Annotated in this window: 16 protein-coding genes; 1 reads left to right on the top strand and 15 read right to left on the bottom strand. The window is 34.9% G+C overall.

Annotated elements, in window-relative coordinates:
• Positions 1-9 precede the first annotated feature (9 nt).
• From NiCM35_RS15675 to NiCM35_RS15620, 12 genes are all read right to left on the bottom strand, one after another.
• Positions 10-1,431 (bottom strand): sensor histidine kinase, encoded by a 1,422-nt coding sequence (locus NiCM35_RS15675; protein ID WP_095331080.1) that lies wholly within the window; start codon positions 1,429-1,431, stop codon positions 10-12.
• A gap of 233 nt (positions 1,432-1,664) precedes the next feature.
• On the bottom strand, positions 1,665-2,546 hold the full coding sequence (locus tag NiCM35_RS15670; RefSeq protein WP_123258773.1) for an ROK family protein: 882 nt from the start codon (positions 2,544-2,546) through the stop codon (positions 1,665-1,667).
• A 33-nt stretch (positions 2,547-2,579) separates the two neighbouring features.
• The gene (locus tag NiCM35_RS15665; protein WP_095331083.1) at positions 2,580-3,572 is read right to left on the bottom strand and encodes a Gfo/Idh/MocA family protein; all 993 of its coding nucleotides are present in this window, start codon (positions 3,570-3,572) and stop codon (positions 2,580-2,582) included.
• A gap of 168 nt (positions 3,573-3,740) precedes the next feature.
• Complete coding sequence (locus NiCM35_RS15660) at positions 3,741-4,691, bottom strand: siderophore ABC transporter substrate-binding protein (protein WP_095331085.1); 951 nt, start codon at positions 4,689-4,691, stop codon at positions 3,741-3,743.
• A 286-nt stretch (positions 4,692-4,977) separates the two neighbouring features.
• Positions 4,978-5,736: an iron ABC transporter ATP-binding protein gene (locus tag NiCM35_RS15655; RefSeq protein WP_095331086.1), complete on the bottom strand. Its 759-nt coding sequence runs from the start codon at positions 5,734-5,736 to the stop codon at positions 4,978-4,980.
• Positions 5,730-6,683 carry an iron chelate uptake ABC transporter family permease subunit gene (locus NiCM35_RS15650; RefSeq protein ID WP_123259195.1) on the bottom strand — a complete coding sequence of 318 codons (954 nt, stop codon included), beginning with the start codon at positions 6,681-6,683 and terminating at the stop codon, positions 5,730-5,732. The genes NiCM35_RS15655 and NiCM35_RS15650 overlap by 7 nt, the downstream gene beginning before the upstream one ends.
• Positions 6,673-7,629: an ABC transporter permease gene (locus NiCM35_RS15645; RefSeq protein ID WP_095331088.1), complete on the bottom strand. Its 957-nt coding sequence runs from the start codon at positions 7,627-7,629 to the stop codon at positions 6,673-6,675. The genes NiCM35_RS15650 and NiCM35_RS15645 overlap by 11 nt, the downstream gene beginning before the upstream one ends.
• Positions 7,630-7,865: 236 nt before the next feature.
• Positions 7,866-8,171, bottom strand: coding sequence for a cytochrome aa3 quinol oxidase subunit IV (gene qoxD / locus NiCM35_RS15640; protein WP_047944233.1), 306 nt, complete (start codon positions 8,169-8,171; stop codon positions 7,866-7,868).
• Positions 8,172-8,177: 6 nt separating this feature from the next.
• Positions 8,178-8,780, bottom strand: coding sequence for a cytochrome aa3 quinol oxidase subunit III (gene qoxC / locus NiCM35_RS15635; protein ID WP_095322681.1), 603 nt, complete (start codon positions 8,778-8,780; stop codon positions 8,178-8,180).
• Positions 8,780-10,732: a cytochrome aa3 quinol oxidase subunit I gene (gene qoxB / locus NiCM35_RS15630; protein WP_095331089.1), complete on the bottom strand. Its 1,953-nt coding sequence runs from the start codon at positions 10,730-10,732 to the stop codon at positions 8,780-8,782. Before qoxB ends, qoxC begins: the two co-directional genes overlap by 1 nt.
• Positions 10,722-11,651, bottom strand: a complete 930-nt coding sequence (qoxA, locus tag NiCM35_RS15625) for a cytochrome aa3 quinol oxidase subunit II (RefSeq protein WP_095331091.1) — start codon at positions 11,649-11,651, stop codon at positions 10,722-10,724. Before qoxA ends, qoxB begins: the two co-directional genes overlap by 11 nt.
• Before the next feature lie 614 nt (positions 11,652-12,265).
• On the bottom strand, positions 12,266-14,365 hold the full coding sequence (locus NiCM35_RS15620) for a transglycosylase domain-containing protein (protein ID WP_095331093.1): 2,100 nt from the start codon (positions 14,363-14,365) through the stop codon (positions 12,266-12,268).
• Between the two features lie 245 nt (positions 14,366-14,610).
• Here NiCM35_RS15620 and NiCM35_RS26760 point away from each other — a divergent pair, with 245 nt between their 5' ends.
• Positions 14,611-14,739, top strand: coding sequence for a hypothetical protein (locus tag NiCM35_RS26760; protein ID WP_488473382.1), 129 nt, complete (start codon positions 14,611-14,613; stop codon positions 14,737-14,739).
• 54 nt (positions 14,740-14,793) lie between these two features.
• Here NiCM35_RS26760 and NiCM35_RS15615 read toward each other — a convergent pair whose 3' ends face one another.
• Genes NiCM35_RS15615 through NiCM35_RS15605 form a run of 3 tightly spaced genes read right to left on the bottom strand, consistent with a single transcriptional unit; the run spans position 14,794 to position 18,475 of the window.
• Positions 14,794-15,945 carry a mannitol-1-phosphate 5-dehydrogenase gene (locus NiCM35_RS15615; RefSeq protein WP_123258771.1) on the bottom strand — a complete coding sequence of 384 codons (1,152 nt, stop codon included), beginning with the start codon at positions 15,943-15,945 and terminating at the stop codon, positions 14,794-14,796.
• A gap of 4 nt (positions 15,946-15,949) precedes the next feature.
• Positions 15,950-16,381: a PTS mannitol transporter subunit IIA gene (locus NiCM35_RS15610; protein WP_047944240.1), complete on the bottom strand. Its 432-nt coding sequence runs from the start codon at positions 16,379-16,381 to the stop codon at positions 15,950-15,952.
• Between the two features lie 15 nt (positions 16,382-16,396).
• Complete coding sequence (locus tag NiCM35_RS15605; RefSeq protein ID WP_433780032.1) at positions 16,397-18,475, bottom strand: BglG family transcription antiterminator; 2,079 nt, start codon at positions 18,473-18,475, stop codon at positions 16,397-16,399.
• Positions 18,476-18,529: the final 54 nt, after the last annotated feature.

Here is an 18,529-nt window from a genome sequence, read left to right as displayed (position 1 = left end):
ACCTATTCGTTACTTTTCTTCTGGAAGAGGGAAGAAAAGAGTGAAGGTAGTGCCTTTTCCTTTTTCGCTCGACACTTTAATATCCCCTTCATGGAACTGAACTAATTGCTTAACAATAGATAAACCAAGTCCAAATTCGCCGTAAGGGTTATTAGTTCTAGAGATATCCGCTTTATAAAACCTTTTCCAAATGTTTTCTATTTCATGAGCATCTATACCAATTCCAGTATCTTTTACCTCTATGATTGTTTTGCTTGCTTCCGTTCGTCCTTTTAACCATATACTTCCGTTCTCGGTAAACTGTATACTGTTTTTCGTGATGTTCATAATGATTTGGATAAGCCGATCATAATCAGCATAAATCACTGCGTCACTATCCACATCAACGTAAATTTTAACACCATTTTCCTCTGCTAAAATAGACAGCTGGTCATCAATTATTTCCAATACTTCTTGGAGGGAAATAAACTCCTTCATTAGGACAATTTGGTTGGAACGTATTTTATCATAATCAAGATTCTCATTTACTAATCGGATAAGCCTTTTTGCCTCATGGCTAATTAATTTCAGACCTTTCTCCCGCTCATTTTCTGGTATCATATTATTGTTTAATCCTTCTATGACACCGCTTATCGTCGTTAAGGGGGTCTTTAATTCATGAGAAACATCTGACATAAATTGGCGTCTCCGATTTTCTAGTGCATCAATTGCTTCCTTCGACTCTCTTAAATTATCTACCATCTGATTAAAATCTTCCCCTAATTCTCCAATCTCATCAAATGTTGAAGAGGAAACTTTCACAGTATAATCTCCTTGTGCAACATGGCTTGTAGCTTCCTGAAGCTTTTTTATCCGATTGACATGTACTCTTGAAAAAATAAAGCTCATTAATAAGGCAATCGCAAAAACTAGAAAAAGAGTATAAAGCAAATAACGATTGATTTCCTGAATCATCTCCTTTGATTCTACAAGAGGAGAAGTTAAAATAATTCCTCCAACCACTACATCATTAACAGAATACGGAATTGCAACTAAAGCTACCTCTTGGTCTCCTCTTTTTGTACTAGGTTTAATAACTGTACTGCGACCATCCTTTATTTCATCCCACTCTGCATGAGTAATATTGATATCCAAATCCTTTCCAAAAGACCAAATACGATTTCTTTGTGTATTGAAGATGCCGATCGTTATCCCAGTGCCTTTTAGTTCTTCAGAATATCGTAATAACGTAGAATAAGTTGCAGCAGACCATAAATCAGCTCCTTGAACGTCCTGGACAATATTATATCCGTATCCCTTTAGTTCTTCTGCCTTCATAGAGAAAACCAATTTCTCAATATAATGTGAAAAAACAAGACTTAATACTAATAGGGCTACAAGAATAACGCTTAAGTGACTGATTAGCTGCTGATAGATGTATTTAATTCTCATGTATTACCACCGCTTCATCAAATTTATATCCTCAATCATATCATATTTATTGCCATTACTAATTAAAGCTACTTTTCTTGGCTTTGGACAATATTGTGGATTTTCGCGAATTATTAATGATTTTTTGCGAATAAGTCACATATTTTCGCGAATAAAATCTCCGCCAGAAAAGTTAAAAACATATAAAAAGGCCATTTAAAAGATATCTCCTTTAAATGACCACCGTTATTGACTTATTTCTCGTGAAAAACTTTTTCTGCAAGGAGAAGTCCACCTGTAATTCCAGCATTATCTCCTAAACCTGGTCTAACAATATATTCATTCATTTTATCCTGCACCTCCGGGTAGGAAACATACCCGTTTAAGAGCTCGGTCAAATAGCGATGGACATGTGTTAATACATGCTCCTGATTCATAACGCCGCCGCCAAGGATGATTTTTTTAGGTGAGAGAATGAGAATGTATTGCATAAGAGCTTGCGCAATATAATAGCCTTCCATCTCCCAGACTTCCTCTTTATCACTTAAATGAAAAGCCTTCTCGCCCCAGCGTTCTTCAATTGCCGGCCCAGCCGCTAATCCTTCTAAGCAATCTGCATGGTATGGGCATCTGCCTTTATAGCTATCTTTGGGATGTCTTCTTACTAAAATATGGCCCATTTCTGGGTGCGTTAATCCTTGCAGCAATTCCCCATTAATATACGCCCCAGCGCCAATCCCTGTACCAATCGTTATATATAAACAATTATCCACACCTTTAGCAGCGCCTAGCTTTGCTTCTCCTAGTGCGGCAACATTTACATCTGTATTAAAACCAGTTGGAACAGAAAATTCATCTTCTATTGTTTTAAGTAATGGATAGTCCTTCCATGCAAGCTTTGGCGTCGTTGTTATATTTCCATATGTAGCATTGTTTTTATCAACATCAATAGGACCAAACGAGCCGATTCCAATTGCGTCAACGGAAAACTTTTTAAAGAAAGCAATAACCTCTGGCATCGTTTCTTCCGGTGTTGTTGTTGGAATAGATATTCTTTCTTGGATATTTCCTTTTGCATCCCCTACTGCACAGACAAATTTTGTTCCACCAGCTTCAATAGCGCCGTATAGTGACATGGTTTCTCTCTCCTTATAAATGGTTTTGTATACTTACTGTTTTGTGTCAGCCGGAAAAACTATTCCCGTTTGTCTTCTTACCTCATCCATTACTTCCATTACCGCTAAAGAAATATCAAAAGAGTTAATAGAGGATTCGGTTTTTCCTGCCTTAATCAATTCTATAAATTCCTGCGCCTCATAAAACATCGAAGCTTCCTTTTGAGGAAGAGTAAGATTCTCCCCTTCTCCATTCCTTGGAATAAACTCTACTTTTGTAGGAGTGTTCATTTGATTGATTATTAGATTGCCATCTTCTCCTTGGATTTCAGACGGAATATGAGAGTTGGTTATTTTCGAATATATGAGAATGACATCCATATCTGGATACGCTAGAATAATGCTTCCCTCGCCGTCAACACCTGATTCCAATAAGAAACTATTAGCCTTAACTTTCTCCGGTTTTCCAAAAAGAAGTACCATAGGGTAAAGACAATAAACACCAATATCCATTAATGCTCCATTTGACAGCTCCGGCTTGAATGCATTTAATACCGTTCCTTGCTTATAAGCATCATACCGCGAAGAATACTGACAATAGCTTACAAATGCACGTCTGATTTTTCCAAGTTTATGTAAATTTTCTTGAACAACTTTAAAATTAGGAAGAAATGTTGATTTGAGTGCCTCCATTAAAAGAACTTCATTTTCCTTGGCAGCAGTAATCATTTCTTTCACTTCTGCTGTATTAGAAGCCATCGCTTTTTCTGTTAAAACATGCTTTTTATTTTTCAAAAATAGGATTGCCTGTTGCGCATGATAAGCATTAGGGCTTGCAATATATACAGCATCGATTTTATCGCTCTTTGCCATTTCTTCTAAATTAGTAAAAGTATGTTCCACATTAAATTTATCAGCAAACGCTTTCGCTTTGTCCGCTGTTCTTGAGTACACGGCATTTAATTGAAAATCTTCTATTTCACCAGCTGCCTTTATAAAAGATTCTGTAATCCAATTGGTTCCGATAACTCCAAATTTAATCGTCATCCAAAGTCCTCCTCATTCGATGAATATTCCCTGCTTCCCTTTTATTTTGGAGGGAAGTCCTAAAAAAAGCAACTATCTACTAGAATTTTTATCTTTTAAAAAGTGTCTATTTTTTTTCACAAAAAAATCCAACAAGTAGTTTCTACTCATTGGATTCTATACGAAGCATTATTTGGAAATGGCTTCTGAAATTTCTTTGACCATTTCACTTGTTGACAGAAGACCGCCTCCTGATAGATACCAGTAGCTAGGGTCTAAATAAACAATATGATCATTTTTAGCTGCAGCAATTCCCTTTACAAGTTTATTATCAAGGACCTTCTCAGCAGAAGACTCCCCACCAACAACTGCTCCTCTATCTACAACAAATAAATAGGCCGGATTTTTTTCTGCTACATATTCAAAAGTAACCTTTTGTCCATGTGTGGAAGCTTCAATATTTTCATCTGCCGGTGCTAACCCAAATACATCATGAATAATGCCAAAACGAGAATTTTTCCCATATGCACTTATGCTTCCATCATTCACCAATAAGATTAAAGATTTGCCATCTACTGCTTTTGCCTTTTCGTTAAGTGCAGCAATGTCTTCATCTATTTTTGCTAATTCTTTGCTAACCTCTTGTTTCTTCTCAAAAATCTCTCCAATAATATTCATATTATGCTTAAAGGAATTCATATAGTCTGTTGTGTCAACACCAAGATATACAGTTGGGGCAATTTTTTTCAATTCTTCATACGCAGCTGACTGTCTTCCAGAAATAAAGATTACATCAGGTTCTAATTCGCTAATTGCTTCGAAATCTGGCTCTTTTAAACTACCTACATTTGTATATTTTGAATCTTCATATTTAGAAAGATATGGTGGAATATTAGCCTGTGGAACCCCAGCTACTTCTATTCCTAATTTGTCTAATGTATCTAAAACACCAAAATCAAAAGCAACAACTGTTTTAGGGTTTACTTTAACTGTATCTTCTCCTAATTCGTGTGTTACTTTAATTTTTGCTGATTTCTCGCTACCTTTATTTGTATCGGCATTCGATTTTTCTGTATTTCCACATGCAGCTAACACTGCAAGAATGCATGTTAATAATAATAGGGAAAGCTTTTTCTTCATCTTCTAAACACCTCTAAATTTAATATATATAAATTAAATTGAATACATTGCATTTAAAGACAGAATACCCTATGATAAGGTATTATTAGCCGTTTTCCTTCCTCATTTTCCTAGAATGATTTAGGATTTTGCTAATATCTAATGGTAGTGTTATTATGGTTTTCTTCTGGCGAAGGGACTTATTTTTAAGTCAGCCATAATTACACTGCCCCCTTTCTATTTTTCTTCCACCATTAGCTTCTTTCTACAATGAATCAATTATTTATCCATAATTAGCTTTCATTTTTCATGCGAAATAAACACATATTCTTTGATTGTTTATTTCTTCAATTTGCATATCCATTTCATAAATGTCTTTCAATACTTTTTGATTAATGATTTCTTTTGCTGGTCCATCATTTATGATTTTTCCATTCTTTAATGCTACGATATTATCGGAATAAACAGAGGCAAAATTGATATCATGGATTACGATTACTACTGTTTTCCCCAGCTCTTCTACTAATCTTCTTAAAACCTTCATTATTTGCACAGAATGCTTCATATCTAAATTATTTAACGGCTCATCCAAGAGGATATATTCTGTATCTTGAGCAATTACCATCGCAATATAAGCTCTTTGCTTTTGTCCTCCACTTAGTTGATCTATGTATTTATGCTGCATATCTTCTAATTCCATATATTTAATAGCTTCGTCTACCATTTTCTCATCAAGGTCATTTAATTTCCCTTGTGAATACGGAAACCGGCCAAAGCTGACAAGTTCTCTTACAGTTAAGCGGAGGTTTATATGGTTCGCCTGTTTTAAAATAGCAATTTTCTTGGCGAGATCATTGCTCTTCGATTTATCAATATGCTGTCCATCAATAAAGACATCTCCACTGTCTGCTTTCGTTAAGCGACTTATTACTGAAAGCAGTGTACTTTTCCCTGCTCCATTTGGTCCAATAAAGGAAGTAATTTTCCCTTTCTCTACTGAAAGAGAAACATTATCAAGCACTTTTTTGCTCCCATATTGTTTAGTAATATTCTTTACTTCTACCATGCTTTTCTCTCCTTTAGTAATAGATAGATAAAGTACACTCCACCTACAAAGTTAATTATCACACTGATTGTCGTTGAAAAAGTAAAGACACGTTCTACAATCAGCAACCCACCAACTAAAGAAATAATGCTCAACAAAATAGATCCAGTAATTAAAGTTCGGTGTTTATATGTTTTTAGAAATTCACGAGCTAAATTGACAACCAATAATCCAAGAAAGGTAATGGGTCCCACTAAGGCAGTGGAAACAGACACTAGGATCGACACCACAATTAGCATGCTGCGCACTACTTTTTCATAATCAATTCCTAAATTAATGGCTTGGTCTCTTCCTAATGACATGACATCAAAGAATTTACTATATCTCGTAACATATATAGATACTATAGCAACGATAATAATACTGATTATTAAAATATTTGTGTTTACATTATTAAAACTTGCAAACATTTTATCCTGGATAATAAGGAACTCATTGGGATCAATTAACACCTGCATAAAGGAAGAGAGACTAGAGAAAAAGCTTCCTAATACAATTCCAATCAGCAGCAATAATAAGATGTTTTGATCTTCTCTCCTAAAGAATAGCTTATAAAGAATACTTGAGAAAAAAACCATTAAAGCGACAGATAACAAAAAATTAATATTGCTATTCATCACAGTCATTGTACTTGAACCAAAAACGAAAACCACAACAGTTTGAATGAATAAATAAAGGGAATCTAGTCCTAAAATACTTGGTGTTAAAATACGATTATTAGTGATCGTCTGAAATACCATCGAAGTAAAGGCAATACAGCCACCTGTTAGAAGAATCGCGATGATTTTTATGGCTCTACGTGGAATCACATATTCCCAGTTATTACTACTGACCTTTATTAACATAAATATAGAAATTAATAATACTGCCAGTATAGCTAGTATTATAAGTTTTACTCTAGGTTGCATCATAAGACTTTCTCCTTACTAGTAAATACAAGAATCCCCCACTTCCGATGACTCCCACCATCACACCGATCGATATCTCATACGGATAAATAATCACTCTTCCAAGAATATCACAGAATAATACAAAGACTGCTCCTAATAATGCTGTATGGGTCAAGCTATTTTTCAAATTATCTCCTCTGTATAACGAAACGATATTGGGAATGATTAGACCTAGAAAAGGAATCATTCCTACTGTCAGCAATACAACAGAAGAAACTAACGCTACGATAATTAACCCTATATTCACTACTCTTTTGTGATTGAGACCAAGATTAGTAGAAAAATCCTCACCCAATCCAGCAATTGTAAATTTATTTGCATATAAGTATGCAACAATAACCATCGGAATACTTATGTAAAGAAGTTCATAACGCCCTTCCATGATTAAAGAAAAATCACCTTGTAACCATGAAGACATATTTTGAATCAAATCATATTTCATTGCAAAAAAAGTGGTAATCGAGCTAACAATATTCCCTAGCATTAAACCAATCAATGGAATAAAGATAGCATCTTTAAATTTAATCATATTAAGTATTCGCATAAACAAAAAGGTTCCTCCGAGTGCAAATACAAAAGCGATTAACATTTTAATAATCGGGCTCTCGCCTGTAAAAAGCATTAAAGCTACTAATATCCCAAGTCTCGCCCAGTCCATTGTTCCAGCAGTTGTAGGAGAAACAAATTTATTCCTCGATATCTGCTGCATGATAAGGCCACAAATACTTAGACTAACACCAGCTATAATAATACTGACTAAGCGAGGAAATCTGCTAATCAAGAGAATTTCTCTCTGATCTGCTGTTAAATGAAAAATATTTTGTGGATGAATATCAATTACTCCTACAAATAGGGAGATGATAGATAAAACTATTAACATTATAGTTAAGTGTCTAATTTTCATAGTGCCAATGAGTAATATTACTCGTTCCCCTCACTCCCAACTTCATCGCAAATGATTTTCATTATCATTTAGATTATTTCTTTATTTTATCATCTTTTTCTAGCCCGTCAATGCTTTTTAAAAGACCAAATGTAATTATCACAACATTTCAAAAATAATAATCCCTATTACCTAGTTATTTAGTCTTTTATATACAAAAGAAAAAGCCTCCAAATGGAGGCTTTTTTCTCACTTTATTAGTAATGTACGTGTCCTGATGTCATTACCCAAATTGTTCCTCCGGCAACGACAATTGCGCAGAAGAAAGCATAAATGATATTAATAGTCTGTACTTGCCCTTCTCCTTCTGTAAGATGCATAAACATAAACAGTTGAAGAATTGCTTGAATAACAGCTAATGCTCCGATAATCCACATTACAGTAACCATTGGAAGATCTGTATATAACTTAGCCCCTACAGCTGCGAAGGTAAGTAATAAAGAAACAATAAAACCTGCAATATGACTAATTGGAAATTTTTCATTTTCATGATTTTTTGCCATCTTTTATTACCCTCCCATTCTAGCAAGATAAACGAATGTGAAGATGAAAATCCACACAACGTCTAAGAAATGCCAGTATAAACTTATAATAAATGTCTTACGAGCAGTTGTTGGTGTTAAGCCATGTTTAAGCAATTGAATAATAATCAATATCGCCCAACCTATACCTAAGGATACGTGCAATCCATGTGTTCCTAGCAATACAAAGAAGGAAGAAAGGAAGGCACTTGTCTGCATTGTCGCTCCTTCATGTACATAATGAATAAATTCATTTACTTCCACAAAGACGAAGCCTGCACCCAATGCTAAAGTAATAATTAACCATGTTAATAATCCTTTTAAATTTTGGCGACGCATATACCAGATAGCGATCCCACAAGTGAAACTACTTGTTAATAGTAAAAGTGTTTCAATCATTACATCTTTTAATTTAAATAATTCAGCTGGAGTAGGTCCGCCTGCAAAGTTATCCTTTAAAGATCCATAGGCTGCAAATAAGGTAGCGAATAATACAACCTCCGCACCAAGGAAAATCCAGAAGCCTAGAATATTTAAACGACTTTGCTCTGTTTGATATTCTAGTGGTAAGGACTTATCGACTTTTGCCATTATTTCTCACCTCTCCATGCACGTTCCGTTTTCTTAATAACATCCAGTTTAATATGATAACCTTCGTTATAATCAAAGGAACGAATGATTAAGCCAACAAAAATACCTAAGCTACAAATTGCAGCTGGAATAAACCATTCAAATATTAGGAAGAAACCGACGATACCAAATACAACACACATATAGAATGGAAGTCCAGAGTTGCTTGGCATGTGTATTTCTTCTAGTTCTTCTTCTTTTAATACTAAGCCTTCATTATTTTTCTTCATATACCAGAACGCATCTAATGCTTTTACTTCTGGAGTAATTGCAAAGTTATATGGCTGAACTGGTGAAGCTGTATGCCATTCTAGCGTTCTTGCATCCCATGGATCTGTAGAAATCTTTCTATCTGCATAACGAGTACTATAGTAGATGTTATAAACTAGTACGGCAAATCCAGCAGCAAGAATAAGGGATCCGATTGCTGATAACATGAACAATGGTGCAAATCCAGATTCCGCTGAGAAAGTATAAGAACGTCTTACTGCTCCTTTTAAGCCTAAGAAGAACATAGGCATAAAGGTTACATTAAAACCAATATTAAACAACCAGAAATGCCATTTTCCTAAACGTTCGTTTAATGCATAACCAAACATTTTTGGCCACCAGTAATAGAAACCAGCAAATACTGCATATACAACACCTGGTATTAATACATAGTGGAAATGAGCTACTAAGAATAAAGTATTATGATATTGATAGTCTGCTGCAGCCATTGCAAGCATAACTCCCGTTACCCCACCAATTGTAAAAGTCGGAATAAATGCAAGCGCCCATAGCATTGCCGTTGTAAATTGGATACGTCCTTTTCTCATAGTAAACAACCAGTTGAAAATCTTAACCCCAGTTGGAACTGCGATTAACATAGTTGTGATTGAGAATACAGAGTTTACAACTGGTCCAGATCCCATTGTATAGAAATGGTGAACCCAAACAAGGAAACTCAATAACGCAATACCGACAATAGAAATAATCATTGAATTATAACCATATAGGCGTTTTTTCGAGAATGTAGCAATAACTTCAGAGAACATTCCAAATGCAGGCAAGATAACAATATATACCTCTGGATGTCCCCATAACCAGAATAGGTTATTCCATAACATCGCATTTCCTCCACCAGAAATCGTGAAGAAATGAGTTCCGAATAAACGGTCAAATGTCATTAATGCTAATGCAACAGTTAAAATAGGGAATGCAAACACAATAATTACGTTTGTAATTAATGAAGTCCAAGTAAACATTGGCATTTTCATTAAAGTCATCCCTTTAGCACGCATTTTCAGGATTGTCACAATAAAGTTAATACCTGTCATTAACGTACCAATACCTGCGATTTGCAGTCCAATTGCATAGAAGTTGTTTCCAACTCCTGGTGTGAATTCTTTCCCCGCTAGAGGGAAATAGGATGTCCATCCTGCATCAGGAGAACCACCAATTACGAAAGAGATATTGAATAGCATTGCTCCACTGAATGTTAACCAGAAGCTTAATGCATTCAATTGTGGGAACGCAACATCACGTGCACCAATTTGCAATGGAATAACTACGTTCATTAATCCAATCAATGCTGGCATCGCCATAAAAAGAATCATGATAACACCATGCGTTGTAAATACTTCATTATAATGCTGTGGATCTAAAAATTTCATTTCAGGAGCTGCTGTTTGATATTTCATCATCAAACCGTCTACTCCACCACGGAAGAACATTAATACGGCAACAATAATATACATGATACCGATTTTTTTGTGATCAACCGTTGTTATCCATTCATCCCATAAATATTGCCACTTCTTAAAATAAGTAACACCTACTACTATAGCAAGCATTGTTAGAATAATACCTATTTGAGCAGACAATATTAGGGGATCACCAGTAATAACAATGTCATCCCACTTAATGTGCATCCTTTTCACCTCCGTCAGACTCTTGATTCTTTTCAAAAGTTCTACCTGGATATCCATGAACTCGATATAACTCAGGGTTTAAATAATAGTTTGAGTCTCCACCTTTACCGTGGTCAATCCACTCTAAATGTGTATTAGAGAAAGTCATACGGCCTAAATGTGTAGGCTTGATAATTTCTCTGTATTTCTCCTCTGTTAACTTAGGGGCAGTTTCTTTTACTTCATCTACCCATTTATCATAATCCTCTACAGATTTTGCTTCGACATCAAACTTCATCTCCGCATAACCTTTACCGTTAAAGCTTGTATTTTGTCCTTCATAGTTACCTGGGTTATCTGCTACCACATAGAGATCTGTTTCAGCACCATACATCGTATACTTTTGACCAGCTAAAGCAGGGATCCAAAATGATTGCATCGTACCAGCAGAAGTTAATTTAAACTCAACAGGTACACCTGCAGGGATATTTACATAATTAACTGTTTCAATCCCCTCTTCTGGATAACTAAAAATCCATTTCCAATCTGCAGAAGTAACGTTAATCACTACTGGATCACGATCTTTATAATCTTTTGGCACATCTTCTAAAGCAAAGATTGTTTTTACAGTTGGAACCGTTAATGCAATGATTATTAAGAACGGTATTACAGTCCAAACAATTTCAAGCTTTGTGCTTCCATGTTCTTCTGGCTCATAATCCGCATTTTCTTTTGTTGCACGATATTTCCAAACTATGTAGCCAAATAGTGCAAAAACTACTAGACAAACAAAAGCCATTAATACAATTGACCAGTTAATCAAGTCCGTAATACTTCTAGCAACAGGACCTTGGGGGTCAAATACTACCATGGATTCACAGCCACTTAAAATGAATAATGGTACAATTGCTAAAAGCGAAACTAAAACTCCCTTTTTCATTTGTACAGCTCCTTCCATATAAGTTAAAATGTTAAATTATTCACAGAATGTTCGATTTTTAGACACAGAACATTCATATTACAGAGGTAAAATAGGAATTATTACTACCTGTATGATGATATCATATCTTGAACCTATTATATGTGACAAAAAACGTAAGTATAATTTTACCAATTATCACATTTTCTATCCCTAGATTTTCCTATATTCAAGATTTTATCAACCTTTTTATTATAGCAGATACCATTTTTAAAATCCACGTCCATAATTATGTCACAAACTTTTTTACAAATTAGATTATTTCTGCATACTCTCTTTTAAAAACGCTTACATCAATTATAATTTATACTGGTTGCTTTTTCCATCATTTTGTTCGTGTTTTCCTTCTATAAATAGACATTCCTCCTTTTATATAGTCTGTTATATTTATCACAGACTATATATAATTAAACCTCATTCTCTTTCCTAATTCTAACCATTATTTATCTCCAGTTATACAAAATATCAGAAACAACTCTTCTCTTCTTACTGCTATAAAAAAAAGATAGAAATTTATACTGATACTAATAGCAGCTGCCACTAGTATCGGTACCTACTTCTATCTTTTGAAACGATTAATTTCCTAGTATTTCTTGTAATTTTCCTTTTACCTTTTCATTTACCTTTTTTGCATCTTCTTTAATCTCGTCTACTACTTTGCTCCATTTGGAAGAATTTTCTTTTATAGTCGTTTCTAATTCCTCCGCTTTCTCTTTAATTACCTTTTTTGTTTTTTCTACTTTTTTATTTACATTTTTATTATCCTTATTTGCAAGTCTATCACTGACGGATTGGACCTGAAAATTCTCTGGCTCGACATATTGTACGGCTTGATCCATAATTGTTTTAAAAATTGGTATGACATCACCTGAACTTTTACTTGGCAGATAATGCATCTTATCTGTTTTATCATATCCTAGCCACATCGACCCAACTAGATTAGGCGTATACCCTACAAACCATTGATCCTTTGTGCCAGAAATACTCGAATCCTCTAATTGAGTGGAGCCTGTTTTTCCGGCAAGTTGAAATCCTGTTATTTTTGCTCCTTGGCCTGTTCCTGATTTAATAACATCCAATAACATGGAGGTCATGTCATTTGTCACCGATTTGGAAGTAACTCTTGTCGACTTTGGCTCATATTCAGCCACAACGTTGCCTGTCGGTCCGACAATTTTTGTAATCAAATGACTTTCCATTCGGACTCCCTCATTAGGAAATGTAGAATAAGCGCTCGCCATTTGCAATGGTGAAACACCACTGTACATCCCGCCTAAAGCTATCCCAAGATATTCATCCTCTTTTTCATATGGAATGCCGAAGCGATCAAGGGATTTAAGACCATTTTCCAAACCAATTTTATCTAGCAGCCAGACTGCTGGCACATTTAAAGAGTCTTCTAATGCTTCATACATCGGAACTTCGCCTTTATAAGACTTAGTGAAGTTTTTCGGTTCATAATCACCCTTTTTGAAAGGCTTATCTTCAAGCATAGAGTCAATTTTATATCCTTTTTCTAAAGCAGGTGTATAAACAGCAAGTGGCTTCATCGTGGATCCTGGCTGTACTTTAATTTGAGTAGCTCGGTTAAATCCTCTGAAAACTTGCTCTCCTCTTCCTCCTACTAATCCTCTCACTCCCCCAGTTTCCGGATCAAGTAAAACCGCTCCGCCTTGCACTAATGTACCATCAGAACTTCTAGGAAACAGGGAATCTCTTGCAAAAGTTTTTTCTAAGGTAGATTGAAGATTTTGATCCATCTCTGTATAAATCTTATATCCTCTTTTTAAAATTTCTTCTTGTGTAAGTCCATACTTGCTGATTGCTTCATCAATCACCGCGTCCACAAAGTAAGGATAATCTCTTTCAATAAAAGATCCTCCCCCATTTTCTAATACAATTTTTTCGTTTACTGCTTGCTGGTACTGCTCTTCTGTAATTTTTTTTAATTCTACCATTTTCTTTAGAACAAGGTTGCGGCGATTTATAGCACCATCATAATTGTTATAAGGATCTAATGCAGATGGAGCTTGCACTATTCCTGCTAGCAATGCAGCCTCACTAATAGATACATCCTTAATATCTTTATTAAAATATTTCAAGGATGCTTGGCTGATACCCCAGGCACCACTACCAAAATAAACGTGATTCAAATACATTTGTAGAATTTCATCTTTTTTATAATGCTTCTCTATTTCTACAGCAAGAAATAGTTCCTCTGCTTTTCGCTTATAGGTCTGTTCGGAAGTTAACAAAGCATTTTTTGTTAATTGCTGGGTAATCGTACTTCCTCCACCAGTAATTCTCCCTGCAAAAATGTTCTTAAAAAACGCACGGCTGATCCCTTTAATATCAAACCCATTATGTTGATAGAAACGTTCATCTTCAATAGAAACAACTGCGTCTGGAACATATTTCGGGACATCCTTTAATTCAATGCCTTCTGTTCTTTCCGTTCTTATTCGAGTTGCTTCATCTCCATCTTTATCATAAATAATGGTCGCCTGACTTAAACCAGCCTTTAATGAACTAACATTTGCTTGTGTTGCTAGGTACGTAAAATATAATATCGCTAATAAAACAAATAATAACAAAGCCAACAGTATAATTTGGGTAAGGTGTCTCTTTTTCCAGAAACGTCGAAACCCTTCCCAATATGGTTTTAATCGATCCATCTATTACCTATCCTTTACTTTTACTCATAGAATAAATGCTTCTTCTTTTTTTCTATCTAATCATTAGACGGTTATTTTCTCTTATATGTTGCAACTATCTATGAAAACTATATTCTCTTTCTTTCTAAATTACAAGAAGGGATCTCTATCTAATATTACCAAATTTAACTAGAAGAGGGGTTATTGTTTATCCATTTGATTTCTTGGGAAAAGAATAAGTAAAGGCTAAAAGGATGTGAGAGATAATGAAAAAAATGTTCAGACGAATCATTACGTGGGGACCTATCATTTATCCCTTCGCCAAAAAAATGTGGGACAAGCGCAAACAGTCAAAGGCAACCTCAGCATTAGCAACACGCTCTAAGAGTTTCTAATTACTCTTGAAATAAAAAATCCAATGGGCTTTGAGACCTCATTGGATTTTTTATTTATGCATTTATTTTGTTATAAGTAAGCACTACTTCTTTCACTAAAGCATGATCTTCACTTAAACCAGAAACTTCACTAAAAGCAGCTTGAACTCCTTTTGCATCTATTAAGTTCTTTAATTCCACAGACTCTTGATCTTCTGCTGTATAAAAGTGAAGAGCCGATGCCATTACTTCTACTAAATAAGACGGAATTTCTTTAAACTCATTATAGTATGCTAGTGCTGGAGCAACTAATCGATCATTCCCGCCCAATTTTCGAAGCGGTGATCTACCAACTCGTTTTACATCGTCTACAATATAAACATTCGCAAAGCGGCCTAAAATTTTGTCGATATATTTTTGATGATCTGCTGCATTAAAACCATATTTTGCTACTAATACTTTTCCTGTTTCTTGTAAAACATGAAGCACCTTTTCTTTCACATCTTCATGTTGAATTGTTTCAGAAATGGTTTCATAGTTCTTTCTATTGCCTAAATAGGCTGTTGCTGCATGGCCAGTATTTACAGTAAATAACTTTCTTTCGATATATGCCTGTAAATTACTTACGAAATGTGCCTCTGCAATTTCAGGTTTTGGTCCTTTAATTGCCGTTTCATCTACAACCCACTCATGGAAAGGTTCTACTAGAACATCTAATAAGTTTTCATTCTTCTGGTTTGGCACAATTCTATCCACAGCTGAGTCAGGGAAACCAACGTATTCCTCTGTCCATGCTGCTTCCTCTTCATTTAAATGCTCTAACACAAACTGTTTAAGGGCACTACTACCACCAATCATATTTTCACAAGCAATCACATTAACTGGTGTTTGATTACTTTTCATTCGTGCTTTAATTCCGTCAGCAATTAATGGCGCGATAAACTTTAGAATATTAGGTCCGATAGCTGTAGTCACAATGTCTGCATGGATAAATTGTTCCACCACTTGTTCTGGATTTACTTTACTATTAATTCCTTTAATATTTTTAACTGTGAATTGATCTTTCGCTTCATTTGCCAATAAAACATGATATTGACCAACACGATTAATTTCATCGATAATTTGTTCGTTTACATCCACAAAGGTAATAGCATAATTTGACTGATGTAGTAATAGACCAATAAATCCTCTACCTATATTTCCAGCTCCAAAATGAATAGCATTCATCGTATTATTCTACCTCGCTTAAAATTTGGATTATTTCCTCTTCTGATTTCGCAGCAACTAATTTTTCGACATTTTCCATTTCAGAACATACAATAGCAATTTGTGATAACAACTCTAAATGTTCGCCATCCTTCCCAGCAATTCCAATGATTAATTTAACAATATTGCCATCTCCAAAATCTACTCCGTTCGGTGCTTGAATAACAGATAACCCAGAGTTTAATACTGCTGTTTTTGCTTCATCTGTACCATGGGGAATAGCTAAGAAGTTACCCATATAAGTTGATGAAATTTCTTCTCTTTGCAGCATAGCTGGAACATAATCCTCTGAAACATAGCCTTGTTCCACTAGAATTTGACCTGCTTTTTTGATTGCTTCCTCTTTACTTGCTAGGCTGCTGTTTAAAATAATGTTCTCTTTTTTTAAAATACTCATTGTTTATTCCTCCTATTAATTTCTCAAATGATGTTTTAAAAACCTGCTGCTAATAAAATTTAATAGTTCTTCTTTCTTGCCGTTACTGAATACATGAATACTTCTTTCCGATTCAATAATAGAGGCACTTAAAAAACTTAATACTTCCATTACATTTGGATTTGCATCTAACGGCGCAAGCAAAAGTAATACCCGCTTCACCATTTCATTAGCACCATTCATTGCCCTCAAACTCACCATCTCGGGCAAGTCTATGATATTGAAAGATGGTTTTTCAATTTGATTATTACTTGTGTGATAAAGAGCTAAATTGGTTTCCGGAATAGCCAGTCCCCCTATTTCAGCCCGTGCTTCTAAAGCAGCAAATACTTCTTCCACGCTTGAAATAGAACCTTGTTGTTTCAATATCCTTAATCCCTTGTTTAAGCTTGCACTTAAACTTGCTCTCTCATCCCAAATATCCAGCTCATTTAAAATGGAGGATAAAAGCTGGGCTTGCTCTGAAAAAAGGAAAAAAGACTGGAAATCGATACATTTTTGTTTAGGAACTTCTATTCCCTTCTCTTCCCTTATTACATGACCAATATTCTTTTGAAGATAAGTTTTTACTTCTTCCAAATCCTTATCATTTAAAATCGGATTTACTAATAAATAATCTCTCGAGATGTCCTCTAATGGAATAGTCGAAAGAATGGCATCATAATCCTCGATGGAAATATTCTTTAATTCGAATACAGATGCTGTTTTCACTTCTGATAGGCTTGGAATTTGATTAACAATTTTTGCTGCAAGCATTTTAGATGTCCCAATTCCGCTTGAACAAATGATCAATAACTTTATATTTTTTGTTATTTTTCTATCATTTAACGCAGAACCAAAATGAAGGACTAAATAGCCGATTTCTTCTTCTGGTACATCTCTGTCCACGAGTGTTTTTTTCACAGCTTGTTGAACCACTTCAAACAACTCAGCATAATCCTCTTTAATATCTTCTAATAAGGGATTAGAAATACTCATTTTCTGATCTAAACGATATAATGTAGGCTGAAGGTGAGCTAATAAGCCTTGAAATAAAGAATCATCTGCCAATGTTGTATGCAGTAGTTTTTCGACATTGGCAATTAACGTCCTAACTAGCATAGCTACCTCAACATTTTCATCTTCAATTCCGACTTTATTGTCATAACGTACCTTTGCTCCCCTTAAATGCATCGTAATATAACCGACTTCCTCTATAGGGATCGAAATATCAAAAGTACGTTCTAGTCTTGATACAATTTGGCGCGCAAAATCAAATTCTTTTGTCTGCGACAACTCCCCTAGATAATCTTCTTTAAAAGAAATATTTTCTCCACGCTGGATCCTCTCCATAGCAAGAGCAATGTGAACGACCAATCCAACATAAGAACTATCCGCCAGTGGATAAGGTAATTGCTCGTTGATATCTTCAATAATATTTTCAATACGCAGCAATTTTTCTTTTTGAACCAATCCTAAAAGCCGTTCGGAAATCGAGTCGATTTTATTGCTAGATTTTTTCTGAATATTTTCCTTCACCATTTTAAGAAACTCTGGAACATCAAATCGGTCGGATATAAGACTGCGAATCGCTTTTCTCTTATCTTCCTCCGTTCCAACCAATTCAATACCATAACCTCTTTTTCTCATTAATTGCAAATCATACTTTGCTATAATCGGTTCCAGCTTATCCAAATCATTGCTCACCGTGGCAGTTGTTACTCCTAATTCTTTTGCTAAAGAAAATAATTTAATCGGTTCTTGATGATCCAGTAAGGTACATAAAGCAACAATTATCCGTTCATCGGGTGTGTATTCTATATAATCCTGTTTTAAGATAGATACTCTTAGTTGATAAATATCATTAGGATGTCCTTCAATTTTCACACCGACTCCAGCTTTTTTATTCATTTTAAGATGAAAATCTTTTAGTATAGCTTCGACGTTTTTTAAATCACGATGTATTGTTCGTTCACTGACATTTACATGTTCAGCAATTCCCTTAATCGTCATTTCTTCCTCTATATTTTCTAATAGTATCTGTAAAATAATTCTTTCTCGAGCGGAAATAATCATAGCTTATCTCCTTAATCACCTGACATAATTTAATTATAAGACTGTTATATACAC

The sequence above is a fragment of the Niallia sp. M35 genome (assembly GCF_050971705.1).
GTDB lineage: Bacteria > Bacillota > Bacilli > Bacillales > Cytobacillaceae > Niallia > Niallia circulans_A.
This window is presented reverse-complemented; position numbering and strand designations above follow the sequence as displayed.